Consider the following 26,654-nt stretch of genomic DNA (forward strand, 5'->3'; position numbering starts at 1 on the left):
AACGCAGTCGCGGCGTCTGTGAGGCCGAACCCCTTCGGGGCCGGGGCTTTGCGCGAGCTTGATCGGCGTCAGTGTTCGCTACCGTGCCACTTGTTTCTGGCTTGGGCACGCTACGCTCTCACTTGTCTGTCAATCGCGCGCAAAGCACCCGGCGCGACCGCGACAGGTTGTGCAGAGCTTCCCTAGCACCGACGTTGCCGTCAGGCGACATTCCACAGCCGTCGAAAGCGCGCGACTGTCGCTTATCGGCGACATTATAAATCCATTAGTTACATGAACTTATAAATACCTGCCGGATAGCGTCGCTGTTTGGCAACAGTCTTTGGCGGCCATGTAGCGCCTGTGGCGACACGCCCGCCTGTACTGCCCATAGAACACATCTATATAACTGATATTGCTAATTTTTTATTAACTGGCACGGCGGTTGCTCTATGTGTTCTCAGAAACGCATCGCAGTTAAGCAGTCATGAAGAAGCGTTATGCAGTTATTGCCGGCATCGCGATTGCCATTCCCTTCGGAACGGCCCTCTCGATAGGGCAGGCAACGGCCGCCGAAACGGCATCCGCCGCGTGGGCCACCATGGATGCGGATGCAGACGGCTCGCTTTCGCCGGAGGAAGTCGCTGGCACCCCTTGGGAAGCCAAGTTCGACGAAATGGACAAGAACGGCGACGGCAAGGTCGATAAGGATGAGTTCCAGCGCTACATGAAGGACATGCAGTCCGCGCAGGATAGTCAAGGGCAGTAACAAGGAGTTTCGGCAGCACAGCTGCCAACAGGTTTTCGCCTGGTCGGGCTGGCGTCTCCCCGGTCCCCCCCTCGTGCCTCGGCGTGGTTCGGCTCGGCACAGGCGAATTTAAATAGATACGCGTGCGCAGTGCATTCGTATGACAGTTTTCGCTTGGTCGGGTCGGCGTCTTCCCGGTCCCCCCTCGTGCCTCGACGTGGTACGGCTCGGCCAAAGCGAAATTTACAACGGCTCATCGTCATGACGATGGCCTACGCTTTCGCCAGGGTCGGGTCGGCGTCTCCCGGTCCCCCCTCGTGCCTCGACGTGGTACGGCCCGGCCTCGGCGAACTTTACAACGGCCCATCGTCGTGACGATGGCCTACGCTTTCGCCAGGGTCGGGTCGGCGTCTCCCGGTCCCCCCTCGTGCCTCGACGTGGTACGGCCCGGCCTCGGCGAACTTTACAACGGCCCATCGTCGTGACGATGGCCTACGCTTTCGCCAGGGTCGGGTCGGCGTCTCCCGGTTCCCCCTCGTGCCTCGACGTGGTACGGCCCGGCCTCGGCGAACTTTCTCCCCCCGGAGATAAAAAAAACCGCATTCAATGCGGTTTTTTTATGGCCGCTTTCGGCGCGGCGCCGATCATCAGCCCGCCAGCGCTTCGAGCAATTTGCTATGAATGCCGCCAAAGCCGCCGTTGCTCATCACCACCACGCTGTCGTCCGGTGCGGCCATGGCCGCTATGGATGTAACCAGCGTGTCCAGGTCGCTGCAGCGGGTAACGCCTTCGCCCAGCGCTGCAAACACCGCGGCCGCGTCCCAGTCCAGGTCCGCGTCGTAGACGAATACGTGATCGGCGTCGGCAAAACTGGCGGCCAGCGTCTCGGCATGCACGCCACGGCGCATCGTGTTGGAGCGCGGCTCGAATACTGCCAGAACGCGCCCTTTTGCATGTCCAGCCCGCAGACCGGCCAGAGTCGTGCGGATGGCGGTTGGATGATGGGCGAAATCGTCGAAAACGCGGATGCCGCGAGGCGTACCCCGCAGCTCCATACGGCGTTTCACGCCGGAAAAACATGCCAGCGCCTCGATAGCCTGGCTCGGCACCACGCCTACATGCCGGGCCGCCGCGATGGCGGCAAGCGCGTTGGCCGCGTTGTGCGCGCCCGTAAGCCGCCAGTTCAACTCACCCACGTGCTCGCCTTCATGGCGAATGAGAAGACGGCTCGCATCCGCTGTCAGCGGCTCGTACTGCCAGTCGGCGCCTGGGGCGGCAAAGCCCGTGTCAGGGGTCCAGCAGCCGCGTGCAAGCACATCGTCGAGCGCACTATCGCCGGCGTTGTGCACGATCTGGCCGCTGGCAGGCACCGTGCGCACCAAATGATGGAACTGACGTTTGATAGCCTCCAGATCATCGAATATGTCGGCGTGATCGAACTCGAGGTTGTTGAGCACGAGCGTGCGCGGACGGTAGTGCACGAACTTCGAACGCTTGTCGAAGAAGGCGGTATCGTATTCGTCGGCTTCGACCACGAAGAAGTCGCTTTTGCCCATTGCGGCCGACTGGCCGAGATCGGCCGCGATACCGCCAATCAGATAACCCGGCGCCATGCCGGCGTGTTCGAGGATATGCGCCAGCATGCTCGCCGTCGTGGTCTTGCCATGGGTGCCGGCCACGGCCAGCACCCAGCGCGATCGCAGGACGTTCTCGGCCAGCCACTGCGGCCCGGAAATATAGTCCAGGCCGGCATCGAGGGTGTATTCCACGGCCGGGTTGCCGCGGCTCATGGCATTGCCGACGATCACCTGGTCGGGTGCTGGTTTGAGGTGATGCGCCGCATAGCCGTCCATCACGTCGATACCGGCCTCGGCCAGCTGCGTGCTCATCGGCGGATAGAGGCCGGCGTCGGAGCCGGTCACGGTATGCCCGGCCGCGCGCGCCAGCAGCGCCACGCCGGCCATGAAGGTGCCGCCGATGCCAAGAATATGGACATGCATTGAGAAAACCTCGGATCGAAAAACAAGCGCTCGTCGCGGGTCGCCGGCTAGCCGAGCACCGAAAAGACAAGCAGCAGCAGCACTTCGAAGGCGATGGTCGCGGCCACGCCCAGCCACAGGCCGGCGTCGAGTGCGTTGCGATAGACGTGGCTATAGATCGCCAGCCCCCAGAAGCCCATGGCCACATACGACAGGGTGACGAAGGTGGGTGGCATGGCCACCGCCTGCGGATCGCTCGCCTGCCCCAGCGCCTGCAGATAAGGCGCCATCGCATGGGTGGGCGCGAGCATGATCAGGGTGAGCGTGGCACCCGAGGCGAACAACGCCGTCGCGGTCTGGTTGAAACGGTTGGGCAGTTGACGAATACGCAGCACGGTGCGCACATACAAGGCCAGCAGCGCCGTGGCCAGCAACGCCTGAAGCGCGGCCGCGGGCGCCGGCATCAACAGGCCGACCTGCAGAAACAACAAGATACAATAGCCCGCAGCACAGCCGATGAGCGTCGTCGAGTCCCCGGGCATATCCTGGGGGCCACGCCGCAGCAGCATTAATTCGATCACCCGCCGCGCAAAAACCATGGATAAGACATCCTTATGAAGCTTGTCAGAGCACAGGGCATGATACCGAAGCCACCCCAACACGTCGTTACGATCACCGAGGACGCGGCGCTGGCCGAGTTCGCCGCGCGCATGCAAACGCGCGACTGGATCGCTGTCGATACCGAATTCCTGCGCGAGAGCACCTATTACCCGAAGCTGTGTCTGGTGCAGATCGCCGATGCCGAGGAAGTCGGGCTGATCGACGTCATCGCGCTCGACGATCTCGAACCGCTGGCCGCGCTGCTGGCCGACAAGAACGTGCTCAAGGTGTTCCATTCCGCCGAACAGGATCTGGAAGTGCTCTACCAGCGCTTCGGGAACCTGCCCGCACCGCTGTTCGATACCCAGGTGGCTGCGCCCCTGCTCGGGCTCGACGACCAGATGGGCTATGCCCGCCTGATTGATGCCCTGCTGGATATCGACCTGCCCAAGGCCCATACCCGTACCGACTGGAGCAAACGCCCCCTGCCCAACGGCGCGCTGGACTATGCCGCCGACGACGTACGTTATCTGGCGGTGGCCTATCACGTCATCGGCCAGCAGCTCGTCGAACGCGAGCGCGAAGCCTGGCTGGCCGAGGACTTCGATCGCATGATCGACACGCAACGCTTCGATGTCGACACCACGCAGGCCTGGCGGCGTATCAAGAGCTGGCATCGGCTCAAGCCCGCCCAGCAACAGGCACTCGCTGTAATCGCCGACTGGCGCGAACGTGAAGCCATGGCCAGCGATCGCCCGCGCCGCTGGATTCTGGCCGACGATGCCGTGATCGAACTGGCCAAACGCCAGCCTCGGGATGCCGAGGCCATGGGCGCGATCCGCGCCTTGCCGGCCAAGACCCGGGCTCGCCATGGCGAGGCCCTTCTCGCCTGTCTAGAAGACGCCGCCGAGCGCCCGGCCGAGCCGATCGCACCGCTACCGACGGCGCCCAGCGACGAGGAAAAACGGCTCGTAAAGATCGGCATGGATACGCTGGCCGAGCGCGCCGAAAGCCACGATATCGCGGCCTCCGCGCTGGCCAGCCGTAAGGAAATCGCGGCGCTGGTCGCCGGTGAGCGCGACCTGCGGGTGCTCAGCGGCTGGCGCGCGGGCGTTGCCGGCGAGGCCGTACTCGCGGCCATAAAAAACGCCGAAGCCGCAACCGGCTCCGGCGTGTCATAACCTTGAGGGCCGGCCGCGCGGTCAGTCGGCCGGCAGGGCGGCCTTGATACGGGCATAGATCTCGTCGACTTCGCCGACGCCGGCTACTGCCGTGAGCAGCCCCTTGTCTTCGTAGAACTTGACCAGCGGCTGGGTCTGTTCCTGGTAGACCTTGAGCCGGTTGCGGATGGTTTCCTCGTTGTCGTCGGCGCGGCCACGGGCCATGAGCCGCTGTACGATCTCCTCGTTGTCCACCTTGATATGGACCACGCCCTGAAGCGGACGATTCATTTCGTCGAGCAGCTCATCCAGCGCCTTGGCCTGATCCAGGCTGCGCGGAAAACCGTCGAGGATGAAGCCGTTCTCGGTGTCGTCCTCGGCCAGGCGCTCGCGAATCATGCCGACCACGATATCGTCGGAAACCAGCTCGCCGGCATCCATCGCCGACTTGGCCTTCTTGCCAAGCTCAGTCTGGTTGGCGACCGCGCCGCGCAGCAGATCGCCGGTCGAAATCTGCGGTACGCCGAATTCGGCGACCAGCTTTTCACTCTGCGTTCCCTTGCCCGAACCTGGGGCACCCAGCAGGACGATTTTCAGCATGATTTCTCCGCGCACGGCTTGGCGTTGTCACAACCAGAAGGTAGAACGTTGTGCGCACACAAACCCGAGCACGCGCACGAACGAACGGCCGACGTTAATGATTCGTTCTGAGCAAGTCAATTTTCGACACCCGCGACTCTCACGTATGCTTTGCGGCGCATCTGATCAGCCAGGATGAACCCATGACCCGAAAGAATGCCTTCTATGCCCAAAGCGGCGGCGTAACCGCCGTCATCAATGCCTCGGCCGCCGGCGTTATCGAAGCCGCGCGCGAACACAGCGACAAGATCGGCACCGTCTATGCCGGGCGCGACGGCATCGTCGGCGCGCTGACCGAAGACCTGATCGATACCTCGGCCGAGTCGGCCGGCGCGATCGCCGCCCTCAAGCACACCCCGGCTGGCGCGTTCGGATCGGCGCGCTACAAGCTCAAGGGTCTGGAAGAAAATCGCGCCCAGTACGAACGCCTGATCGAGGTCTTCAAGGCCCACGATATCGGTTATTTCTTCTACAACGGCGGCGGCGACTCGGCCGATACCTGCCTGAAGATCAGCCAGCTGTCGGAAAAGATGGGCTATCCGATCCAGGCGATCCATGTACCCAAGACCATGGACAACGACCTGCCGCATACCGATTGTTCGCCCGGTTTCGGCAGCGTAGCCAAGTACACCGCGGTCTCGATTCGCGAAGCCGGTTTCGACCTGGCCAGCATGTGCAAGACCTCTACCAAGGTCTTCATCCTGGAAGTCATGGGCCGACATGCCGGCTGGACCGCGGCCGCAGGCGGCCTGGCCAGCGAAGCCGAGGGCCAGGACCCGCACGTGCTGCTGTTTCCCGAAATCGCCTTCGACGAGGAGAAATTCCTGGCCAAGGTCGATGACACGGTCAAGCGCCACGGCTACTGCACCATCGTGGCCTCCGAAGGCGTACGCAACGCCGACGGCGAGTTCCTCTCCGATGCCGGCAGCACCGACGCCTTCGGTCACAAGCAGCTCGGCGGCATGGCGCCGACGCTGGCCGAGCTGATCAAGAACAAGCTCGGCTACAAATACCACTATGCGATCGCCGACTATCTGATGCGTGCGGCGCGTCATATCGCCTCCCAGACCGACGTGGAACAGGCTTACGCCGTGGGCCGCGCCGCCGTGGAATACGCGGTCCAGGGCAAGTCCGGGATCATGGTGTCGATCGTGCGTGAGTCCGACGAGCCCTACCAATGGACCATCGGCGAGGCGCCGCTGGACGAGGTGGCCAACGTCGAAAAGATGATGCCGCGCGAATTCATCAGCGAGGACGGTTTTCATATCACCGAGGCCGCCCGGCGCTATCTCAAGCCGCTGATCGCCGGCGAAGCCTATCCGCCCTATGCGGACGGGCTGCCGCAGTACGCACGGCTGAAGAACGTGGCCGTCGCCAAGAAGCTCAGCGAGGGCTTCGAGGTATGAAACCACGTCGCGCCGCATCGGTTACAATCGGTCGCCACAAATTCGAACATTCACCTTCGCAAGGGGTCTGAAATGGGCTTTGAAGCCATTACACCGGGCAAGAAAGCACCGGACGAAGTCAACGTCGTTATCGAGATCGTGGAAGGCTCGAGCTCGGTCAAGTACGAAGTCGACAAGGACACCAACTGTCTCATGGTCGATCGTTTCATGAACGTGGCCATGCACTACCCGGCCAACTACGGTTTCGTGCCGCAGACGCTGTACGACGACGGCGATCCCGTCGACGTGCTGGTGCTCACCCCCGAGCCGATTGTGCCCGGCTGCGTGATCAAGGCCCGTCCGGTGGCCGTACTCGGCACCGAGGACGAATCCGGCCTGGACGCCAAGATCCTGTGCGTGCCCACCGACAAGATCGCCACCAACTATTACAGGGACATCAAGGATCTCGCCGACGTCGACGAGCGCCTTAAGAACAAGATCCAGCACTTCTTCGAGCATTACAAGGATCACGAAGAAGGCAAGTGGGTGAAGATCACCGGCTGGGAAGGCGCTGAAAAAGCCAAGGCCGAAATCAACAAGTCGATCGAGGCCTACAACAAGGGCTGATCGCCATACGGCCGCTGTCAGTCCCAATGCCTCAAGGCATCGACAGGCTGCACAGACCGAAAAAGCCCCCGACCGGTTCGCCGGCGGGGGCTTTTTGTTGCCTGTGTCCCGCGCTCGCCGGCGAAGCTAGCGCTCGGTCAGCCGCGGTAACAGTTCCTGCAGATTGCAGGGCGTAGTGCGCGCATCGATCTGGGCGGCGATCAGCTTGTCCCAGCCGTCGGCACAGGCGCCGGTCGAGCCCGGCAGACAGAAGATGATGGTTGCCTTGGCCACGCCGGCGATCGCGCGCGACTGCAACGTCGACGTACCGATCGTGTCGTAGGACAGCACCCGAAACATTTCGCCGAAGCCGTCGATACGCCGATCGAAGAGCACCTCAACCGCCTGCGGCGTGACGTCGCGCCCGGTCAGGCCGGTCCCGCCGGTGGTAATGACCACATCCGGCTTTTCGTCGGCGATCCAGCGGGCGACCCGGGCCCGAATTTCGTGCATGTCGTCGGTACAGATGGCCTTTTCGTGCAGATGGTGGCCGGCCGCCTCGATCCGCTCGACCAGTAGCCGGCCGGACTTGTCGGTAGCCTCGGTCCGGGTGTCCGATACCGTAAGTACGGCGATATGCAGCGGGACGAATCGGTCGCTCATGACATACCCTGGAGTGTGCTTACAAGCCGCTCACGATGCCACAGTCCGCTGCCACAGAGCCGCGACGCCGAATACGTCACGCGCCCGGCGATGCGCCGGCAGCGCTCGTAACCGCTATCAGACCGGCGAGCCGGCCGAGGACTCGTGCCGGGCGGCGGCGCGGCGCCGGGCAGCAGCCTCGTCCTCGTCGAGGTCCTGTTCGATGAGGCCGAGCTTGCGCGCACGCCGCTTCCACTGTTCGCGCGCCATCACCCGCATGTCCTCGACCTTGTCACCCTCGTCCATGATTTCCAGGCCAAGCATGGTTTCGACCACGTCTTCCATGGTCGCGACACCCACGATATCGCCGTACTCGTCGACCACGACGGCCAGCTGCTGCTGACGCTCGAGCAGATTGCGAAAAAGTCCGTAAAGCGACAGGGATTCGGGCACGACGAGCACGTCGCGCTGAATCGCCGACAGCGCCGTACCGTGGCGATCGCGGGCGATTTCGCTGAGCACGTCCGACAGCAGCACGAAGCCGGTGATCTCGTGGCCGTCTTGCGAAAACACCGGCAGGCGCGAAATACGCCGCGTGCCCAGCGTTTCGAACACCTCGGTCACGGTCTCGTTTTCGGTGAAGGCCATCATCACCACGCGCGGGGTGAGTACGTCCTTTACCCGCAGCGAGGGAAAGTGCAGCAGGTTGCGCAAAATGCGCGATTCCTCGATATCGAACACGCCTTCGGCTTCGCCCTGATCGGCCATGGCCTGGAACTCGTCGCGCGAGAAAGCCGGCCCGGTATGCTTGGGCGTAAGCAGCTTGGTGACCACCATCGACAGCGCCACCAGCGGATAGAGCGCTTTGGTCATCCATTGCAGCAGCAGCGCCGCGCTGGGCGCCAGCTGTTTCCAGTAGTTCGCGCCCAGCGTTTTCGGAATAATCTCGGAAATCACCAGGATCAACAGCGTGAGCACGATCGAAGTCGCGGTCAGATAACCGTTGCCGAACACCACCTGGGATTGGGCGCCCACCCCCGCCGCGCCGATGGTGTGCGCGATCGTATTCAGGCTCAGCAGCGCCGACAGTGGCCGATCGATATCCGACTTGAGCGTATCGAGACGCTCGCCGACATGCCCGCCTTCCTTCTGCTTCAACGCGATATACGAGGGCGTGATCGACAGCAGAACCGCCTCCAGCACAGAGCATAAAAACGATACGCCCAGTGCAAGAAACAGATAGAGAAGAAGTAGCGCCATGTCACCCGTACTCGCTTACGCCGCCCAGGCGCAGGCATTGATTTAGTTGATTTCCCTGCAACCTGCGACACGCGGTCGCCGGATTCGTTCTAGCACGCGGCTATCGTTCAATCGCCCCGGCGCGTATAGTGGACTATTCGGCCCGGTGCCCGCGCGTTATTGCGGTGTGCGCCACGCTCGCCCTCGCGAGCCGGCCGTTGCAGCCCTGCGTGTTCTCGTGGCGCTGCGATCCACGCCATCATGCCATGCGGCAGCGGATGTCTCGTGTTCATGATGTGCCGCAGCCCAATGGAAGACTCTCTATGCCTTTTGATCAACTCGGCCTGGCGCCGTCGCTTCTCGAAGCGGTCGCCGCCGCCGGTTATAGCGAACCCACGCCTATTCAGGCCAAGGCCATCCCCGCCGTACTCGATGGCCAGGACGTACTCGCCGCGGCCCAGACCGGCACTGGCAAGACCGCTGCGTTCACCTTACCGCTTTTACACAGGCTCGGCGAAGCCCAGCAGAAAAAGCCCCGTGTGCTCGTGCTCGCCCCCACCCGTGAACTGGCCGCTCAGGTCAACGAATCGGTGCGTACCTACGGCAAGTCCGGCGCGATTCGCAGCACGGTAATCTTTGGCGGTGTCGGCTATCAGCCGCAGATCGCCCAGTTCAAGAAAGGCGTCGATATCGTCGTCGCCACCCCCGGTCGCCTGCTCGACCTGCTCCAGGAAGGCCATGCCGACCTGTCGAACATCCAGACCCTGGTGCTCGACGAAGCCGATCGCATGCTCGACATGGGCTTCATCCACGATATCAAGCGCGTGCTCAAGTACGTGCCGGAAAAACGCCAGACGCTGTTGTTCTCGGCGACCTTCTCCAAGGATATCCGCAAGCTGGCTTCCAGCCTGCTGCACAATCCGGTCGAGATCGATGTCGCCCCGCGCAACGCCACCGCCGACCGTATCGACCAGAAGGTCGTGATGGTGGAAAAACCGCGCAAGCGTGCCGTGCTCAGCCACCTGATCAAGGAAAACGGCTGGCATCAGGTGCTGGTGTTCGCCCGGACCAAGCACGGCGCGAATCGCCTGTGCAAACAGCTCGACAGCGACGGCCTGCCGGCGGCGGCCCTGCATGGCAACAAGAGCCAGAACGCCCGTACCAAGGCACTCGACGGCTTCAAGAACGGCGATATCCAGGTGCTCGTGGCCACCGATATCGCCGCCCGCGGTATCGATATCGAATCGCTGCCTTACGTGGTGAACTACGAGCTGCCCAACGTCTCGGAAGACTATGTCCACCGTATCGGGCGCACCGGGCGTGCCGGCGAAGCCGGTGAAGCCGTATCGCTGGTCGGCCCGGACGAGCGCAAGCTGCTCAAGGACATCGAAAAGCTCATCGGCAAGCAGATCGAACGCATGACCGTGGAAGGCGTGGATCTGCGCGCCGGCGAAAATGACGAAGCCGACGACCGCCCGGCCCGGCGTCCGAACAACGCCGGCGGCAACCGTCCGCCCAAGCGCGGCGGCGGCGGCGGTGGTGGCAACAATGCGCCCGGCCGTAATCAGCAACGCCGGCGCAGCCGGGGCGGCAATCGGGGCGGCAACCGCTCCGGTGGCGGCGGTGGCGGCAGCCAGTCCTAATCTCTGGCTTAGGCTCGCTATCAACGGCCCGCTTCATGCGGGCCGTTTTCATTTCACCGCCTCATTTACAATAGCGCCCATGATCGCTTTCAAAGACCTCACTCTCCGCCGCGGATCACGTAAGCTGCTGGAAAAAGTCAACGTGCGTTTCCAGCCCGGCCAGCGTATCGGCATCGTGGGCCAGAACGGCACCGGCAAGTCCAGCCTGTTCGCCATGATGCTCGGCGAGCTGTCGCCGGATTCCGGCGAGGCCGAGATCCCGGCGCATCTGGATATCGCCACGGTGCGCCAGCACACGCCGGCCGGCGAACAGTCGGCGCTGGATTTCGTGCTCGACGGCGATACCGAACTGCGCGCGGTCGAGGCCAAGCTCGCCAAGGCCGAGGCCGAAGTCGACGGCAACGCCATGGCCGAACTGCATGGCCGCATGGCCGAAATCGACGGTTATTCGGCCACCGCACGGGCCGCCAAACTGCTGCACGGCCTGGGTTTCGCGCCGGAAACGCATACCGCGCCGCTGGACTCCTTTTCCGGCGGCTGGCGTATGCGCCTGAACCTGGCGGCCGCGCTCATGCGCCGCTGCGATCTGCTGCTGCTCGACGAGCCCACCAACCATCTGGATATGGACGCGGTGTTCTGGCTGCAGGAATACCTGGCCAGCCACCCGGCCACGCTGATCATCATTTCGCATGACCGTGATTTTCTCGATGCGTTGATCAGCCATACGCTGCATCTGGAAGGCGGGCGCGCCACGCTCTATACCGGCAACTATTCCGAGTTCGAGACCATGCGTGCCGAGGCCAAGCTGCAGCAGCAGGCTGCCTACGAAAACCAGCAGAAGAAACTCGCCCAGCTGCAGGGCTTTGTCGATCGCTTCCGTGCCCAGGCCACCAAGGCCCGCCAGGCCCAGAGCAAGCTCAAGCAGATGGAGCGCATGGAAAAGGTCGAGGCAGCCCACTGGGACACGCCGTTTTCCTTCAGTTTCCGCGAGCCCGAGCGCCTGCCCGATACCCTGCTGCGGCTCGACAACGCCGATGCCGGCTACGACGGCGTGGCCTTGGTGGGCGGCATCAAGATGCAGATCACCGCCGGCGACCGGCTGGCGATTCTCGGGCGCAACGGCGCGGGCAAATCCACGGTGATGAAGCTGCTGGCCGGCGAGATGGCCCCGATCAGCGGCGACGTACAGCACGACAAGTACACCCGCGTGGGTTACTTCGCCCAGCACCAGCTGGAAGTGCTGGACGACAACGCCAGTGCCGCCACCCACCTGCAACGCCAGGCGCCGCGTGCCTCAGAACAGGAGATCCGCGACTTTCTCGGCGGCTTCGATTTCCACGGCGACAAGGCACTGGAACCCATTGCCCCGTTCTCCGGCGGCGAAAAGGCACGCCTCGCCCTTGCCCTGGTGGTTTACGACCGGCCCAACCTGCTGTTGCTCGACGAGCCGACCAACCATCTCGATCTGGACATGCGCCACGCGCTGGAAACCGCGCTCGCCGGCTATAGCGGCGCCGTCATCATGATTGCCCATGATCGCCACCTCATCGATGCCACCTGCGATCAGCTCTGGCGCGTCGACGACGGCACGCTCATGCCCTTCGACGGCGATCTGGACGACTATGCCAAGTGGCTTACCCGCCAGAACTCGGCCCGGGAAGGCAACGACAAGCCGAAAAAAGCCACCACGCCTGGTGGCAGCGGCGCGGATGCACGCCGCGATGCCGCCGCCCAGCGCGAACGAGAAAAACCCTTGCGGCGGGCGATCAAGCAGGCCGAAGCCGATATGGCCAAGTTCGAGGAAAAGATCGCCGCCATCGAAAAGGAAATGGCCAAGCCCAGCGTCTACGGCAACAAAACCGAGATCGCGCGCCTGTCGCAGGAACAGGGCAAGCTGCGCAAACAGCTCGACAAGGCCGAGGCCAACTGGATGGAAAACGCCGAGGCGCTGGAACAGGCGCAGACCGCCTCCTGAGCGTTTCAAAACCGACGCCAAACGAGACGCCGATGAGCACGCCGACCTACTTCTGGCACGACTACGAAACCTTCGGCGCCGACCCGCGCCGCGACAAACCCGCCCAGTTCGCCGGTATCCGGACCGATCTGGACTTCAATATCGTGGGCGAACCGGTGGTGCTCTACTGCCAGCCGCCGGTGGACATGCTCGGCCACCCCGAAGCCACGCTCATTACCGGCATCACCCCACAGATGGCCCTCGAACGGGGCGTGCCCGAGCCCGAGTTCATCGAAACCATCGTCGCCGAAATGGCCACGCCCGGCACCTGCAGCGTGGGCTACAACAGCCTGCAGTTCGATGACGAAGTCACCCGCCACACGCTCTGGCGCAACTTCTTCGACCCCTACGCCCGCGAATGGCAGAACGGCTGCTCGCGCTGGGACATCATCAACATGGTGCGCCTGGCCTATGCCCTGCGCCCGGACGGCATCGAATGGCCGCAGCGCGAAGACGGCGCGCCCAGCTTCAAGCTCGAACATCTGGCCACGGCCAACAACCTGGTCCAGGAACGCGCGCACGACGCGTTATCCGATGTGCATGCCACCATCGGCCTGGCGAAACTCGTCCGCGACAAACAGCCCAAGCTGTTCGACTATGTCGTGAACAATCGCGACAAGCACAGCGCGCGCAAGATGCTGGACATGGACACGCGCAAACCGGCGCTGCACGTGTCGTCCAAGTTTCCAGCGGCCAACGGTTGTCTGTCGCCGGTCATGCCGATTGCGGCGCATCCGAGCAACAAGAACTGCGTGATCGTCTACGATCTGCGCGTCGACCCGGCGCCGTTGCTGGAACTGCCGCCAGACGAGATATTCGAGCGTATCTTCACGCCCGCGGCCGATCTGCCCGAAGACACGCCGCGCGTCGCGCTCAAGGGCGTACACCTGAACAAGTGCCCAGTGCTCGCCCCTTTCGAGATGATGCGCGAGAGCGAGGCCGAGCGGCTGAACCTCGACATCAACCAGTGCCGACGCCACTGGAAAGCCATTCACGACCAGCTTTCCGAGGTGGAAGCCAAGGCAACGGCGGTATTCGAGGCCCACGCCTTCGAGCCCGACGGCGACGCCGAAGCCGCGCTCTACGATGGTTTTGTGGGCGATGCCGACCGCAAGCTGGCCGAGCAGGTGCGTCGTACCTCGGCTGCCGATCTGGCAGACGGCGCGATCGTGTTCGCCGACAACCGCCTCAACGAGCTGCTGTTTCGCTATCGCGCCCGGCATTTTCCGGAAACGCTGGTCGACGCCGAACGCGACGACTGGAACAACTGGCTGTCGAAACGCCTGGAGTTCGCGCCGGACGGCGGCCTGACGCTGGACGACTACGACGAACTCATCGCCCAGCTCATGGAACGGGTCAAGGGCGAGCCGGCCCAACTGCAGCTGCTGCTCGATCTCAAGGCCTGGAGCGCGAAACTGCGGCAACGGCTATAGCGACAGGGCCGACCCGCTGCCGCGGGAGGCGACAACGACGCTCAGCGCGGCGGCTGCAACGCCTTGAGCTGCTCGCTGATCGCATCCGCCGGCTGCGGCCGGCCCAGTAAAAAGCCCTGGATATGCCCGGCGCCCAGCTGCTGGAGCACCGCGTACTGTTCGGCCGTTTCCACCCCTTCCGCGACCACGGCCAGGTTGAGCGTGCGCGCAATCTGAAGAATGCCGACGGTCAGCTCGTGGCTGGTCGCATCCTGAGTAATGAGCTGGGTAAAACTGCGATCGATTTTGAGAATATCGAGCGGCAGCTGCTGCAGATAGCGCAGCGACGAATAGCCGGTACCAAAATCGTCGATGGCGAAGCGGAACCCCTGCGAGCGGAGCGCGTTCATCGTTTTGGCCGCGGTTTCCACATCCGTAATCACGCTCTGCTCGGTAATCTCGAGCACGAGACTCGTGGCCGGCACCTGATGCTCGGCAACCAATCCGGCCACCATATCGGCAAAGTCGTCGCGGTAAAGCTCGGCCCCGGCGATATTCACGGCCATGTAAGGGAAAAAGTCGAACTCACCGCGCCACTGCGCAAGCTGCTTGCAGGCGCTGTTGAGCGTGCAGCGCGTCAACATTCGACAAAGATCCGCATCGGCTTCGGCGATCGGCACGAACTCGGCCGGGCTGATCGCCCCCCATTGGGCGTCGGTCCAGCGCGCCAGTGCTTCCACTCCGATCATGCGGCCGGTGCTGCATTCCACGATCGGTTGATAGACCTGATCCAGCGCATCCGAGCGCAACGTCTCGGCCAGTCGGTACTGGCGTTCGTGGCTGTGCGCCACGCTGCGATGCACGTCGCTGGAATAGCAGCGCACGCGCGGCCCGCCTTGCTGCACGTCCGCGGCCGCCATACGCGCATGGGCAAGCAACGTCTCGACATCCGGCGCATCGCCGGGCGCCCGGCTGACGCCGGCCGCGATTTCGATCGGCAGGCGCGTGCCGTTGTAGTCCACGGGCTTGGCGAGCGTGCGCGTCAGCACGTTGACGCGTTCAACCGATTCATCAGGCCCGGCCGCACCCCAGGTAATCGCCAGACCGAGGCGATCAGTGCCGAGCATGCCGATACGATCTTCGCCCCGGACGTTTTGCTCGAGCCGGCGCGCGATCGTAGCCATGACGTGATCACAGCCAAGCTGCCCTGCCAGCGAATGCAGAACTTCAAAGTTGGTGAGATGAAAATGCACCAGGGTCAGCGTCTTGGCCGCGCCGGCAGCCTGCTCCCAGGTACTGGAGACCAGCTCCTCGAACAGGGCACGCCCCGGCAGGGCCGTGATCGAGTCGTACATCACGCTGTGCTGCAGGCCCACCGACCAATGGTCGAACTGCTTGTGCAGATTGATCTCGCTTTCCACGATGCGGGCAAACATCAGCAGCCGCCACTTATCCACGTCCGAGAGTTCGCGCGGCTGCTGGTCGATCACGCACAGCGTGCCCAAGGGTTCACCGGACGGCCCCTTGAGAACCGCGCCCGCATAGAACCGGATATAGGGCTCGCCTACCACCAGCGCGTTGTCGTGAAAGCGGCGGTCCTTGCGGGCGTCGGGTACGTAGAGCAGATCCAGCGGCAACGCATGGGCACAGAAGGACTCCTCGATCGGCGTCTCGCGCCGGTCGAAGCCCACCATCGACTTGAACCACTGCCGATCGGCATCGACCAGCGTTACCAGCGCGGTCGGTACGCCGAATACGCTTGCAACAAGCCGGGTGTACTGGTCGAAGCGGTCCTCGAACGGCGTATCAAGCAGGTTGAGCGAACGCACCTCTCTCAAGCGTTCAGGATCTGTCACTCGTTGCGCCATGGAGCACGTTTTCATGCATGCGACCGGGAAGTTATTGACCGCGCAACCCGCGCGTTATCTCAGCGATATCTATCGACTGGTTTAAGTACGACTTGAACCGGCGCGCAGAGGCGACACACAGCGCTTCGGCGCGCCTAAAGCGGCAGAAACGCCTTGTTCGCACTGGCGCACAGGCCGGATCAGTCTACCCCCGAAATCGACTCAGTCAGCAACTGGCACCAGCACGCGCTTGAGAAAGTCGCGGGTGCGCGCCGCGCGTGGTGCAGAAAGCAGCGTCGCCGGCGGGCCCTGCTCGACAATGCCGCCGCCGTCCATGAACACCACCCGATCGGCCACCTCGCGAGCGAACGCGATTTCATGTGTGACCACGATCATGGTCATGCCCTCCGCGGCCAGGCGGCGCATGACCGAAAGCACTTCACCGACCAGCTCGGGGTCGAGCGCCGACGTGGGCTCGTCGAACAGCATCAGCGCCGGGTCCATCGACAGCGCCCGAGCGATCGCGACCCGCTGTTGCTGGCCGCCCGACAAACGCGCCGGATAGGCGTCCAGCTTATCGGCGAGACCCACCCGTTCCAGGTTTTCGCGGGCGATCCGCTCAGCGACCTCCCGTTTGTTTTTCAATACCGTCGTCAAGGCCAGCGTGCAGTTATCCAGCGCGTTGTGATGCGGGAACAGATTGAACTGCTGGAACACCATGCCGATCTGGCGGCGTGCGGCATCGATATCGCAGTCCGGGTCGGTCAGCTCCCGGCCGTTGACCCGAACCGTGCCGGACTGCGGCGTTTCCAGCATATTCACACAGCGCAGCAACGTCGACTTGCCCGACCCCGAAGGCCCGATCACGCAGACGACCTCGCCGCGCGCAACGCTGAAATCGATATCGCGCAGCACGTGGTTGTGGCCGAAATACTTGTTCAGCCCGCGAATATCGACCAGCGGTTCGGCCTGGGTCATATCACCGCCCCCGCGACGCTGCCGCTTCCATGCGCCGTACGATGATCGACAGTGGCAGGGTGATGATCAGATAGCCCAGGCCGGCCACCACCAGCGGCGTGATATTCACGTTGCTGTTGGCCGCCGCCCGTCCGAATTTGGTGAGATCGAAGTTGGCCGCCGACAGGCCGACGATGAATACCAGCGAGGAGTCCTTGATGAGCATGATCAGCTCGTTGGTCAACGGCGGGATCATGATTCGGAATGCCTGTGGCAGGGTGATACGCCACATCGCCTGGCTCGCCGACATGCCCAGCGAGCGGGCGGCCTCGATCTGCCCGCGGGGCACCGCCTGGATACCCGCGCGAATGGTTTCGGCCATATAGGCACTGCCGACGATGCCCAGGGCCGCCCACACCGTGCCGTAGGGCGGCAACGGCATGGCCAGACCGGGAAACGCCAGCGGCAGCAACGAAAACGCCATGAACACCACCAGCGCCGGCAGGCCCCGGAAGAACTCGATATAGACGGTGGCCAGCCAACGATAGGGCCCGACGTCGGACAAACGCATCATCGCCAGCAGCGTGCCGGCGACAAGCCCCAGAACGAAGCCGCCCGCGGTATAGACCAGCGTGTTCCACAGCGCCAGCCACAGGCCGTGCATAACGGTATAGCGGATCAGGCCAGGATCGAAAAAGCTACGACCGATCTGTGCCCAGTCCGCAGAAAGGCCCGCGGCGACGACCACCGCCACCAGCAGCGCGTACTGCACGGCACGAATACGCCGGGCCCGGATACGCGGGCTCGTCCTGCGGGGGGCCTCCCCGCTTTGTCGGGTCGTCATGCCAGCCGGCTATTGTTCGTTGATCGTGCCCGGTACCTGACCGAACCATTTCTTGAATATCTCGTCATAGCGGCCGTTTTCCCGGGCCTTGGCCAGCGCTTCGTTGAGTCGATCGATAAGCTTCTGCGCGTTCTCGTCGTCCTTTTTGGCGAGAAAGCCGTATCGCTCTCCGGTATCGAATTCCGCCGCGATCTCGGTATCCGGGTTGTCCGCCGCGTACTGATACAGCGGCCCGTTGTCGTTGATCGCAGCATCGACCTTGCCCGCGCTGACCGCGGTGGTCTCCAGGGCGAGATCGTCGAATACCACGGTCGTATAACCGTACTGCTCGGCGTGCTTGTCGGCATAGATCGCGCCGGTGGTATCGGTCTGGGTGCCCAGGCGTTTGCCTTGCAGATCTTCGAGGCTTTCGTAATCGCTGCCCTTTTTCACCAGCAGCGCCTGGGTGGCGTTGAAGTACGGGTCCGAGAACAGTACCGCCTCTTCACGCTTGGGCGTGATCGTCGCCCCGCCCATGGCCAGATCGCAGGTGCCGGCGGCGAGCACGGCTCCCGACGTGATCTGGTTCCAGTCCACGCTCACCACGTGCGTCTCCACGCCCAGATCCTGGGCCAGCAGATCGACCAGATCCACGTCGAAGCCGACAACTTCACCGTTGTCGCCGGTGAACTGGAACGGCTTGTATGGAATATGGGTACACACCGTCAGCGCATCGGCGTTGACCAGATGAATGCCATCGACCGTGGCGCCTTCGTCTTGGCTGCAGCCGGCGATGGCCCCGGCCATCAGCACGACGATAAAACACAAACCGAATCGGCCCGAGCGGCCCTTTGAAGCTGTCACGATTGAATCTCCCTGGGAATCGTGCGTTTGCCTTGCAATGAGTCTGCCACATGTCGTAACAGCCTCTGCAATACGACTTTTGCAAAGCGACCATGGCCTCGACGCCGCCGCTCGCCGGCGTTCACAGGCGCCGCTGAAGGCGCTGACGATAGCCGCGTGGTGTAAGACCGAACCAACGCCGACAGGCCCGGTTGAGCGCGCTTTGCTCGGTATACCCCAGCAGTGCCGCGACCTGCCCCAGCGGCAGATCGGCCTCGGCCAAATAACGTGTCGCCATATCCGCGCGTACGCCATCGAGCACCGCAGAAAAACCAGTGCCCTCGTCGGCAAGCCGCCGTTGCAGGGTTCGCCGGTTGAGATTGAGATATTCGGCCGCGATATCGATCGATGCACCACCCGTGGGCAAAAGCCGACGACAGATATCACGTACCCGCAACGACACCTGCTGGGCGCGCGGGCCGGCGGCCTGTTCCATGAAGGCAATCGCCATCGCGCGGATATGCGGGTTCGACCGCTGCAGCGAGGCGGCCATGGTGGCCTTATCGACATCCAGGCCACATTCGGCCTGGTCGAACAACAACGTGCCGGTCCCGAACACGCGGCGGTAGACACTCAGCGGCGCGAGCCGGCTATCGCGAAACAACACCCGGCGCGGCGGCGCCACATCGCCACCCAGTTCCAGTGCCCGCTTGAGAAAAACCAGGGCCCGTTCGTTGGCCTGCCGGGTATGAGGCACGTTCTCGAGCAATATCTCGAAGCGCAGACACACCTGTGCACCTTCACGCCGGATGGTCATGCGCTGGCCGGGATTGAATACGTGCAGATACCTGGCCGCCTGCTCGATCGCCTCGGCGACGGTCGCAGCATGACGTATGGCCACCGCCAGCGGGCCCAGAATCTCGATGCCCTGGACACTGGCCAGGCGCATGCCGAAATCCGGGCAGCGCAACCGCTGTGCACACAATTCCAGCAAGGCGATGAGCGTGCGATAGGGCAAAAACCCATCCACACGCGTTTCGATATCCGCCGGCAGCCCGCAGTCGTCCAGCAAGGCACGCGCGTCGCCGCCCAGTTCAGCCACGAAGCGGCCAAAGCCATAGAGTGCACTGTTTCGAACCAGACTGGGCATCCACACACCCATACAAGCTGTCGCTCAAAGTTAAAAAAACGGCACGCAAAGTCAATACGCACGGCAGCGATAAGACGACCATGAAGCGATACCGCAGGCTGTGACCACCAACTGACAAGGCCGCGGTACCCATAACGGCACGCAATCGAGCAAGCACGGAAAAGATCTGACGCCCGGGCCGAGCCATGACTGCGATGCCCTATTAACGAGGGGACCGACATGAACCGACACATCCATAGCGCGGCGCTGCTGACCGTTGCCGCCATCGCGCTCGGCACACACACGCCGCCCGCAACCGCGCAACAGGGCGGCCAGCCGACCGAGGCCACCCCAGCCACGCGTACAGCCAATGCCGGCGTGGCCGAACGCCTGCCGCTGGCCAATCGGGGTGATTTCGATGCCGCCAAGCGCGGCCTGATCGCGCGTGATCCGGCGCTGGTTATAAAAGACAGCGACGGCCAGCCGGTCTGGGACATGACGGCCTACGATTTCATCGAAGGCGCCGCGCCGGCCACGGTCAATCCCAGCCTGTGGCGACAAGCCAAGCTCAACGACCTGCACGGCCTGTACAAGGTCACCGATCGGGTCTATCAGCTACGCGGCTACGACCTGTCGAACATGTCGCTCATCGAGGGCGACAGCGGCTGGATCGTGGTGGATCCGTTGACCACGGCCGAGACGGCCGCCGCGGCCTGGCAGATGGCCAAGGCCCATATCATCGACGACAAGCCGATCGTCGCGGTGATCTTCACGCATAGCCATATCGACCATTTCGGCGGTATCGAGGGCGTGCTCAGCCCCGAGCAGGCCAAGCGCGATAACGTACGCATCATCGCGCCCAAGGGCTTCATGGAGGAATCGACCAGCGAAAACCTGCTGGCCGGCCCGGCCATGGGCCGGCGCGCGACCTATATGTTTGGCGGCGCCCTGGCGCGCGACGCGCGCGGCCATGTGGATTCGGGGCTGGGCAAGGCGCCGTCCAAGGGGCATTTCAGCATTCTCGCGCCCACCGATATCATCGACCATACCGGCCAGACGCTGACCGTCGACGGGGTCGACTTCGATTTCCAGTACACCCCCGAATCCGAAGCACCCGCCGAACTGACCTTCTATCTGCCCCAGTTCAAGGCCTTCTGCGGGGCCGAAATCGTCAGCCATACCCTGCACAACGTCTATACGCTGCGCGGTGCGAAGGTGCGCCATGCCCTCAAGTGGAGCGGCTATATCGACGAAGCACTACAACGCTACGGCCAGCGTGCCGAGGTGGTATTCAACAGCCATCACTGGCCGGTGTGGGGCCACGACGAGATCGTCGATTATCTCAAGGTACAACGCGACACCTATAAATACATCCACGACCAGACCCTGCGCCTGGCCAATGCCGGCTACACGCCGCGCGAGATCGCCGAGCAACTCACGCTGCCGGAATCGCTGGCCAAACCCTTTCACAACCGCGGCTACTACGGCACCGTCAGCCATGACGCCAAGGCGGTGTATCAATGGTATTTCGGCTGGTTCGATGGCAACCCGGCCCATCTCAACCCGTTGCCGCCGACCGAATCGGCCCGTAAATATGTCGATTACATGGGCGGCGCCGACGCCGTCGTCGCCAAGGCCCAGCAATCGTTCGATGCCGGCGATTATCGCTGGACAGCCGAAGTGCTCAATAAAGTGGTGTTTGCCGAGCCGGACAACGCCGCCGCCCGGCAATTGCTCGCAAACACCTACGACCAGCTCGGCTACCAGGCCGAATCCGGCCCGTGGCGCGATATCTATCTCACCGGCGCCAAAGAGCTGCGTGACGGGCCGCTCGGCACATCGCTGGATCTATCGCGCGGCATCGGGTTGCTGCGCCAAGTGCCGATTGAGCGCTTCTTCGATGCCATGGCCGCACGCCTGAACGGCCCCGAGGCCGCCAAGCGCGATCTCACCATCAACTTCGACTTCACCGACCTGGGCCAGAACCACGTTCTCGCCATCGAAAACGGCGTGCTCCACCACTGGCAACGCCCGATTGCCGAAAATGCGGATGCCACCGTGCATCTCACCCACCCGGCGCTGCTGGCGTTGATCGGCGGCAAGCTCTCGCCCAAACAGCTCAACGTCGAGGGCGACCGCGCCAGTCTTGGGCGCTTCTTCTCACTGCTGGAAACACCCGATCGCGGCTTTGCGATCGTCACGCCCTAGAGAATCTCTGCACAACCTCTCGCGGTTCGCGTTCGCCCTGAAAAGACTTTCAAGGTCAAATGCGTTGCGAGAAGGCGTCCGAGCGCAGCGCCTGCCTCATTGGCAGGTCAAGCTCGCACAACGCAGTCGCGGCGCATTTGAGGCCGAACCGCTTAGCGGCCGGGGGCTTTGCGAGCGCCTGGTCTGCGTCTAGGCAAACGAACCGTGTAACCAACACGCTACGTCTGCCTCTCCTTGCCAGCCACGCGCAAAGCACGCCGGCGCGACCGCGACAGGTTGTGCAGAGATTCACTAACCGCGCCGGGCGCTATCTCACGGCCGCCCGGCGCGGCCCATGCACGCCTGCCAGCGCGAATACACGCGCTCGGCGAACCAGGCCGTTGTGAGATCGCGGCTGATCTTCGGGCTTTCGAGCTTGATCCCGGGCAGGATCACCCGCGCCACGCGTTCGCCGGCCGCCTTATCGGCCAGTGCATAGACGCGTTTATACAGCCGCGTGCGCTCGAAGTCCGGGCCGCTGCCCTCGGTGAGATCGCGACGGATCGGGCCCTCGCCCATGTCCAGGCGATCGCTGAGCGACTTGGTAGCGCGTTCGGTATTGCTCACCGAAAAGGCCCGATACGAGATCAGGTCCCCGTCGAGGGCGAGATCGGTGCCCGTGAGCTGGCTCACCGCGCGCTGAAACGCGGCGTTGCGGCTGGCATACCAGCCGGCGTTGTAGTCGGCGAAGCGATAGAGCGGGCTTGGATAATCGACGTCGTAGCCGAGCAGATGAACGATGCCGAAATACAGCCCGCCGCGACGGCTGAAAACCTCCGCGCGCAGCGATTGCGCATCGTCGTAGGGATAGTCGTCGGCGTGTTGTTCGGCGAAATCGATCGCCACCTGCATCGGCCCGCCCGTCTGTACCGGGTTGAAGCCGCCGAAGAGCGTACTGCCCAACGGCACGCGGGCGATGAATTCCTCGAACAGATCGCTCAGATCGCTTTCGGTGCGTACCGTATCCAGGCGTTCGTCATAGCTCTGGCCGTTGGCGGATTCAAGACTCAGCGCCTTGTCGAGCAGGAAATCGGGTATATGCGCGGCTGCCGCCCGGCGTTCGATCTCGCCGCGGGCGATGCGCGACAGGCCGGGCACGACGGGCGCAGCACGAAATGACGATTCTTGCGCGATGACCGAAAGCGTCGCACACAGATTCGCGCTCGACGCCTCGATATGCCGGGCGGCGAAGGCGGTTTCGATATCGGCCGCCCAGCCGGCGCGATCGTCCACGCCCGCAGGCATGAGTGACACCAGCTCGGCACGCACCTCGGCGGCCGGCCGGCGGGGCAGCTCGGTAGGGCGCAGCACGGCACAGCCGGCCAGCCACAACAGGTTCAGCACAACGACTGCGCGCAGCGCGCGGGTAGCAACGACACTCGACATGAGCGCGACTCTGCCCGAGCGGTTCGTTTTATGCGATACCCCCCGGGCATTGGGCCTGCCCCGTGCGCGGGATAAGATGCCCGCATCTATTTCGTGATCACGCCGTCGTCCTTGCGCTCGTTTCGCTTCATCCATGCCGCCGATATCCATCTCGACAGCCCGATGCGCGGGCTCTCGGACACCGTGCCCGGCGTCGCCGAGCGGCTGCGCCTGGCCACCCGCGAAGCGTTGACCGCGCTTATCGACGCGGCCATCGAACGCGCGGTGGATTTCGTGATCATCGCCGGCGACGTCTACGACGGCGACTGGCGCGACTACCAGACCGGCGTGTTCTTCGTGCGCCAGATGCACCGCCTGGCCAGCGCCTCGATTCCGGTCTATCTGATCCACGGCAACCACGATGCCCAGAACCAGATGACGCGCAGCCTGTCGCTGCCCGACAACGTGTATGTGTTCTCGCACGAACAAGCGGAAACCACCACGCTCGAGCACCTCGACGTCGCCCTTCACGGCGAAAGCTATGCCGAACGCGCGGTCACCGACAACCTGGTGCCCGGTTACCCCGCGCCGGTCGCCGAGCACTTCAATATCGGCGTGCTGCATACCGGCCTGGGCGGGCGCGGCGGTCACGCCAACTATGCGCCCTGCTCGCTCGACGAACTCACCGCCAAGGGCTACGACTACTGGGCGCTGGGCCATGTCCACGGCGCCGAAGTGCTGGCCGAACATCCGCACGTGGTGTTCTCGGGCAATCTCCAGGGTCGTTCCATCCGCGAAACCGGCGCCAAGAGCGCCTATGAAGTGATCGTGGAAGACGGCCGCGTGGCTGCATTGCGGGCCGTTCATTGCGATGTCGCCCGCTGGGCCGAAAGCGAGGTGGATATCGCCGCGGCCGACGACTTCAACGACGTAATCGCGGCCATGCGCCGGGCGATCGAAACCGGCGCCGATGCAGCGGAGGGTCGACTGCTCGCTATCCGCCTGCATCTGACCGGCACCACCGCCCTGCACGACCGGCTGGCCGCGGTCCCCGAACGGCTGCTGGCCGAAGCACGGGCCGCTGCCGCGGCGATGGGTTCGGCCCAGGTCTATGTCGAAAAGATCAAGCTGGCGACCACGCCGGCCCTCGATGCCGCCACCCGTCGCGCACGCCAGGACGCGCTGGGCGAAATGCAGCGGTTGCTCGACGAAGCCGTCGACGACCCCGATATTCGGGCGATGATCGAAAAGGATATCCGCCGTCTGGCCGAGCGCCTGCCCTACGAGATTCGCGAAAATGCCGACGATGCGCTGCTGCGTGCGGCCATCGACGGCGATACCGCGACGCTGATCGACGGCGCCGGCGATTATCTGCTCTCGCGTCTCGCGGCAGACGAGTCCATGTCATGAGGTTTGCTCAGCTCGACCTGCTCGCCTATGGCCATTTCACCGATCGCCGGCTGGCCTTCACGCGCGGCGAAACCGACCTGCAACTCGTGTTTGGCGCCAACGAGGCCGGCAAATCCACCGCCCGCAGCGCGATCGGCGACTTCCTGTTCGGTTTTCCGACCCAGACCGACCTGAACTTCGTACATGCCTACAACGCCCTGCGCATCGGTGCCCGGGTCGAGGCCGGCGACACCGAAATCGAGGCGATCCGCAAGAAAGGTCGCAAGAACACCCTGCTCGACGCCGACGGCGCGGCCGCGAACACGCTGGAAACCGAGTTGGAACGCCAGCTCGCGGGGGCGGACCGGGCCTTTTTCACCCGCATGTTCAGCCTGAATCACGAGGGCCTGCGCGCCGGCGGCGAAACCCTGGCCGCAGCCGATGCCAATGCCAATACCGCTCTGCTTGCGGCCGGCTCCGGCCTGGCGGACGTGCTCGCCGAACGCGAAGCCCTGGTGGCCGAGGCAGACGGGCTATGGTCGCCCAACGCTTCCCAGAACCGTCGTTATTATCAGGCCAAAGCCCGTCTGGAAGCAGCCGACGCGGACATCCGCGAGCACGAAGTCACGGTCGGCGACTGGCAGCGCCGCCGCGAAGCCTTCGAGGCCGCCGAAGCGCACTACGAACAGCTCGCCGAACGCCGCCGCGGGCTCGACCATCAACGCCTCGAGCTCGAACGCATTCGCCGCGTGGCCCGTCCGGCCCGTCGCTATCGCGAAATCGAAGCCGAACTCGCCGAACTTGAACAAACGCCGGCATTGGACGCCGACGCCCGGCCGGCCTTCGAGCACGCCTGCCAGACGCTCGAATCCAGCCGCATCGCGATTGCCTCCATTGAGGATCAGATGGCGGCTATCGACGCCGAAATCGAAACGCTGGTCGACGAACCGGCCCTGCGCGAGGCCGGTGACACCATCGCGCACCTGGCCGAACAGCGCGGCCAGATCGCGGCCGGTCGCGAGCGCATCGCCGAAATCGAACGCGAGCGCACGCAGCTTGCCCAGGCGCTCGACCGCGAGCGTGCCGAGCTGGACTGGCACGATGAAGACACGCCCTGGCCGGGCGCGGCCGCGCTCGCCCAGGCCCGACGTATCGCTACCGATGAAGCCACCCTTCGCCAGAGCGTCGCGCACGCGGCGAACAACCTCGAAAGCGCCCGCGAGGCCGATGCACGGCTGGCCGACGAGCTGCAGTCGCTGGGCGATATGCGCGATACCACCGCGCTCGAAGCCTGGCTGACCGCTGCCACCCGCGAAGGCGATCTCGAAGCCGAGCTGCGCAGCGCCCAGGCCAACGTCCACCGGTTGGATCGCGATATCGAACGTCGCCTGTCCACGCTGAAACCGGCGGTCGCCGACAGCGACACCCTGGCCGAGCTGTCGGTGCCGACCCGCGCGCGCGTCGATGAATTCGATACCGAACTCGCCGACGCCAGCGAGGCCTGCAAGCGCCATCAACAACGCCACGACGAACTGACCGACGAGGTCGAACGCGCCCGCGATGCGCTGGCCCGCCGCCGCGCCGACGACGCGCTGCCCGATATTGAGGCCCTGCAATCGAGCCGAGCGCATCGCGATGCCTGCTGGCAACTCATCCGCCGGCGCTATGTCGAACAGCGCGAACCCGATCTGTTCGACCAGGCCCCCACGCCGGCACTCGACAAGGCCAGCGAAAACAACCCGGTCGCCGCCTTCGAGCGCAGCACGCAGACCGCCGACGAACTCGCCGATGCCCGTTTCGATCGGGCCGAAGCCATTGCCCAGGACGCCGAACGCCAGCGCCATGTAGCCGAACGCGAACAGGCGCTCGAACAGGCCAGCACGCGTCGCGACGACGCCAGGGCCCGTCTCGACGGCCTGCGAACCGAATGGAACGCCCTGTGGCTGGCGGCCGAGATTGAACCGGCCGGCCCGGCCGCCATGCGCGACTGGCTTGATCGCCGCGACGG

Annotated in this window: 21 protein-coding genes; 10 read left to right on the forward strand and 11 right to left on the reverse strand. The window is 63.9% G+C overall.

What is annotated here, in order from left to right; all coding sequences use genetic code 11:
• The first annotated feature begins 466 nt into the window (after positions 1-466).
• Entirely contained in the window at positions 467-748 is a 282-nt protein-coding gene (locus ABNU97_RS10650) for a hypothetical protein (protein WP_348766693.1), read from the forward strand.
• A gap of 626 nt (positions 749-1,374) precedes the next feature.
• On the opposite strand, the gene mpl is transcribed toward ABNU97_RS10650, so the two are convergent.
• Together mpl and ABNU97_RS10660 are read right to left on the reverse strand one after the other, a co-directional pair.
• Positions 1,375-2,727, reverse strand: a complete 1,353-nt coding sequence (mpl, locus tag ABNU97_RS10655) for a UDP-N-acetylmuramate:L-alanyl-gamma-D-glutamyl-meso-diaminopimelate ligase (protein ID WP_348766694.1) — start codon at positions 2,725-2,727, stop codon at positions 1,375-1,377.
• A gap of 47 nt (positions 2,728-2,774) precedes the next feature.
• A complete protein-coding gene (locus ABNU97_RS10660; RefSeq protein WP_348766695.1) occupies positions 2,775-3,305 on the reverse strand; it encodes a hypothetical protein in 531 nt (176 codons plus the stop codon).
• 15 nt (positions 3,306-3,320) lie between these two features.
• On the opposite strand from ABNU97_RS10660, the gene rnd reads away from it, so the two are divergent.
• Positions 3,321-4,487, forward strand: coding sequence for a ribonuclease D (gene rnd, locus ABNU97_RS10665; RefSeq protein ID WP_348766696.1), 1,167 nt, complete (start codon positions 3,321-3,323; stop codon positions 4,485-4,487).
• Between the two features lie 21 nt (positions 4,488-4,508).
• Here rnd and ABNU97_RS10670 read toward each other — a convergent pair whose 3' ends face one another.
• The gene (locus ABNU97_RS10670; protein WP_348766697.1) at positions 4,509-5,066 is read right to left on the reverse strand and encodes an adenylate kinase; all 558 of its coding nucleotides are present in this window, start codon (positions 5,064-5,066) and stop codon (positions 4,509-4,511) included.
• A 182-nt stretch (positions 5,067-5,248) separates the two neighbouring features.
• Between ABNU97_RS10670 and ABNU97_RS10675 the strand changes: the two genes are divergently transcribed.
• Both ABNU97_RS10675 and ppa read left to right on the forward strand, forming a co-directional pair.
• The gene (locus ABNU97_RS10675) at positions 5,249-6,511 is read left to right on the forward strand and encodes a 6-phosphofructokinase (protein WP_348766698.1); all 1,263 of its coding nucleotides are present in this window, start codon (positions 5,249-5,251) and stop codon (positions 6,509-6,511) included.
• Between the two features lie 72 nt (positions 6,512-6,583).
• Positions 6,584-7,117 (forward strand): inorganic diphosphatase, encoded by a 534-nt coding sequence (gene ppa, locus ABNU97_RS10680; RefSeq protein WP_348766699.1) that lies wholly within the window; start codon positions 6,584-6,586, stop codon positions 7,115-7,117.
• Positions 7,118-7,243: 126 nt separating this feature from the next.
• On the opposite strand, the gene moaB is transcribed toward ppa, so the two are convergent.
• Both moaB and ABNU97_RS10690 read right to left on the reverse strand, forming a co-directional pair.
• The gene (moaB, locus tag ABNU97_RS10685; RefSeq protein WP_348766700.1) at positions 7,244-7,759 is read right to left on the reverse strand and encodes a molybdenum cofactor biosynthesis protein B; all 516 of its coding nucleotides are present in this window, start codon (positions 7,757-7,759) and stop codon (positions 7,244-7,246) included.
• 117 nt (positions 7,760-7,876) lie between these two features.
• Positions 7,877-8,998 (reverse strand): CNNM domain-containing protein, encoded by a 1,122-nt coding sequence (locus ABNU97_RS10690; protein ID WP_348766701.1) that lies wholly within the window; start codon positions 8,996-8,998, stop codon positions 7,877-7,879.
• A 302-nt stretch (positions 8,999-9,300) separates the two neighbouring features.
• On the opposite strand from ABNU97_RS10690, the gene ABNU97_RS10695 reads away from it, so the two are divergent.
• The 3 genes from ABNU97_RS10695 (at position 9,301) to sbcB (ending at position 14,067) form a co-directional block, all read left to right on the forward strand.
• Positions 9,301-10,620 (forward strand): DEAD/DEAH box helicase, encoded by a 1,320-nt coding sequence (locus ABNU97_RS10695; protein ID WP_348766702.1) that lies wholly within the window; start codon positions 9,301-9,303, stop codon positions 10,618-10,620.
• A 79-nt stretch (positions 10,621-10,699) separates the two neighbouring features.
• The gene (locus ABNU97_RS10700) at positions 10,700-12,595 is read left to right on the forward strand and encodes an ATP-binding cassette domain-containing protein (RefSeq protein ID WP_348766703.1); all 1,896 of its coding nucleotides are present in this window, start codon (positions 10,700-10,702) and stop codon (positions 12,593-12,595) included.
• A gap of 32 nt (positions 12,596-12,627) precedes the next feature.
• Positions 12,628-14,067, forward strand: coding sequence for an exodeoxyribonuclease I (gene sbcB, locus ABNU97_RS10705; RefSeq protein ID WP_348766704.1), 1,440 nt, complete (start codon positions 12,628-12,630; stop codon positions 14,065-14,067).
• Positions 14,068-14,108: 41 nt separating this feature from the next.
• On the opposite strand, the gene ABNU97_RS10710 is transcribed toward sbcB, so the two are convergent.
• The 5 genes from ABNU97_RS10710 to ABNU97_RS10730 all read right to left on the reverse strand — a co-directional run bounded on the left by ABNU97_RS10710 (position 14,109) and on the right by ABNU97_RS10730 (position 19,666).
• The gene (locus tag ABNU97_RS10710) at positions 14,109-15,902 is read right to left on the reverse strand and encodes an EAL domain-containing protein (protein WP_348766705.1); all 1,794 of its coding nucleotides are present in this window, start codon (positions 15,900-15,902) and stop codon (positions 14,109-14,111) included.
• A 213-nt stretch (positions 15,903-16,115) separates the two neighbouring features.
• Complete coding sequence (locus tag ABNU97_RS10715; protein WP_348766706.1) at positions 16,116-16,871, reverse strand: amino acid ABC transporter ATP-binding protein; 756 nt, start codon at positions 16,869-16,871, stop codon at positions 16,116-16,118.
• A gap of 1 nt (position 16,872) precedes the next feature.
• The gene (locus tag ABNU97_RS10720) at positions 16,873-17,694 is read right to left on the reverse strand and encodes an amino acid ABC transporter permease (RefSeq protein WP_348766707.1); all 822 of its coding nucleotides are present in this window, start codon (positions 17,692-17,694) and stop codon (positions 16,873-16,875) included.
• Between the two features lie 9 nt (positions 17,695-17,703).
• Positions 17,704-18,537, reverse strand: coding sequence for an ABC transporter substrate-binding protein (locus ABNU97_RS10725; RefSeq protein WP_348766708.1), 834 nt, complete (start codon positions 18,535-18,537; stop codon positions 17,704-17,706).
• Positions 18,538-18,658: 121 nt separating this feature from the next.
• Complete coding sequence (locus tag ABNU97_RS10730; protein WP_348766709.1) at positions 18,659-19,666, reverse strand: AraC family transcriptional regulator ligand-binding domain-containing protein; 1,008 nt, start codon at positions 19,664-19,666, stop codon at positions 18,659-18,661.
• 219 nt (positions 19,667-19,885) lie between these two features.
• Here ABNU97_RS10730 and ABNU97_RS10735 point away from each other — a divergent pair, with 219 nt between their 5' ends.
• A complete protein-coding gene (locus tag ABNU97_RS10735) occupies positions 19,886-21,853 on the forward strand; it encodes an alkyl sulfatase dimerization domain-containing protein (RefSeq protein ID WP_348766710.1) in 1,968 nt (655 codons plus the stop codon).
• Between the two features lie 312 nt (positions 21,854-22,165).
• On the opposite strand, the gene ABNU97_RS10740 is transcribed toward ABNU97_RS10735, so the two are convergent.
• Positions 22,166-23,278, reverse strand: coding sequence for a DUF1615 domain-containing protein (locus ABNU97_RS10740; protein WP_348766711.1), 1,113 nt, complete (start codon positions 23,276-23,278; stop codon positions 22,166-22,168).
• A gap of 93 nt (positions 23,279-23,371) precedes the next feature.
• Between ABNU97_RS10740 and ABNU97_RS10745 the strand changes: the two genes are divergently transcribed.
• Complete coding sequence (locus tag ABNU97_RS10745) at positions 23,372-24,667, forward strand: DNA repair exonuclease (protein WP_348766712.1); 1,296 nt, start codon at positions 23,372-23,374, stop codon at positions 24,665-24,667.
• Positions 24,664-26,654, forward strand: a 1,991-nt coding sequence (locus ABNU97_RS10750; RefSeq protein ID WP_348766713.1) for an AAA family ATPase, incomplete at its 3' end; no start/stop codon positions are given. The genes ABNU97_RS10745 and ABNU97_RS10750, both read left to right, overlap by 4 nt.

This window comes from uncultured Salinisphaera sp. (genome assembly GCF_964012375.1).
In the GTDB taxonomy this organism is placed as follows: domain Bacteria; phylum Pseudomonadota; class Gammaproteobacteria; order Nevskiales; family Salinisphaeraceae; genus Salinisphaera.

Bases quoted from the DNA above. Each gene is read 5' to 3' on its own strand.
- ABNU97_RS10660 (WP_348766695.1), bottom strand. From the start codon at position 3,305: ATGGTTTTTGCGCGGCGGGTGATCGAATTAATGCTGCTGCGGCGTGGC.
- ABNU97_RS10690 (WP_348766701.1), bottom strand. From the start codon at position 8,998: ATGGCGCTACTTCTTCTCTATCTGTTTCTTGCACTGGGCGTATCGTTT.
- sbcB (WP_348766704.1), top strand. From the start codon at position 12,628: ATGAGCACGCCGACCTACTTCTGGCACGACTACGAAACCTTCGGCGCC.
- ABNU97_RS10670 (WP_348766697.1), bottom strand. From the start codon at position 5,066: ATGCTGAAAATCGTCCTGCTGGGTGCCCCAGGTTCGGGCAAGGGAACG.
- ABNU97_RS10675 (WP_348766698.1), top strand. From the start codon at position 5,249: ATGACCCGAAAGAATGCCTTCTATGCCCAAAGCGGCGGCGTAACCGCC.
- ABNU97_RS10735 (WP_348766710.1), top strand. From the start codon at position 19,886: ATGAACCGACACATCCATAGCGCGGCGCTGCTGACCGTTGCCGCCATC.
- ABNU97_RS10700 (WP_348766703.1), top strand. From the start codon at position 10,700: ATGATCGCTTTCAAAGACCTCACTCTCCGCCGCGGATCACGTAAGCTG.
- ABNU97_RS10650 (WP_348766693.1), top strand. From the start codon at position 467: ATGAAGAAGCGTTATGCAGTTATTGCCGGCATCGCGATTGCCATTCCC.
- ABNU97_RS10720 (WP_348766707.1), bottom strand. From the start codon at position 17,694: ATGACGACCCGACAAAGCGGGGAGGCCCCCCGCAGGACGAGCCCGCGT.
- rnd (WP_348766696.1), top strand. From the start codon at position 3,321: ATGAAGCTTGTCAGAGCACAGGGCATGATACCGAAGCCACCCCAACAC.
- moaB (WP_348766700.1), bottom strand. From the start codon at position 7,759: ATGAGCGACCGATTCGTCCCGCTGCATATCGCCGTACTTACGGTATCG.
- ABNU97_RS10730 (WP_348766709.1), bottom strand. From the start codon at position 19,666: ATGCCCAGTCTGGTTCGAAACAGTGCACTCTATGGCTTTGGCCGCTTC.
- ABNU97_RS10715 (WP_348766706.1), bottom strand. From the start codon at position 16,871: ATGACCCAGGCCGAACCGCTGGTCGATATTCGCGGGCTGAACAAGTAT.
- ppa (WP_348766699.1), top strand. From the start codon at position 6,584: ATGGGCTTTGAAGCCATTACACCGGGCAAGAAAGCACCGGACGAAGTC.
- ABNU97_RS10695 (WP_348766702.1), top strand. From the start codon at position 9,301: ATGCCTTTTGATCAACTCGGCCTGGCGCCGTCGCTTCTCGAAGCGGTC.
- ABNU97_RS10740 (WP_348766711.1), bottom strand. From the start codon at position 23,278: ATGTCGAGTGTCGTTGCTACCCGCGCGCTGCGCGCAGTCGTTGTGCTG.
- mpl (WP_348766694.1), bottom strand. From the start codon at position 2,727: ATGCATGTCCATATTCTTGGCATCGGCGGCACCTTCATGGCCGGCGTG.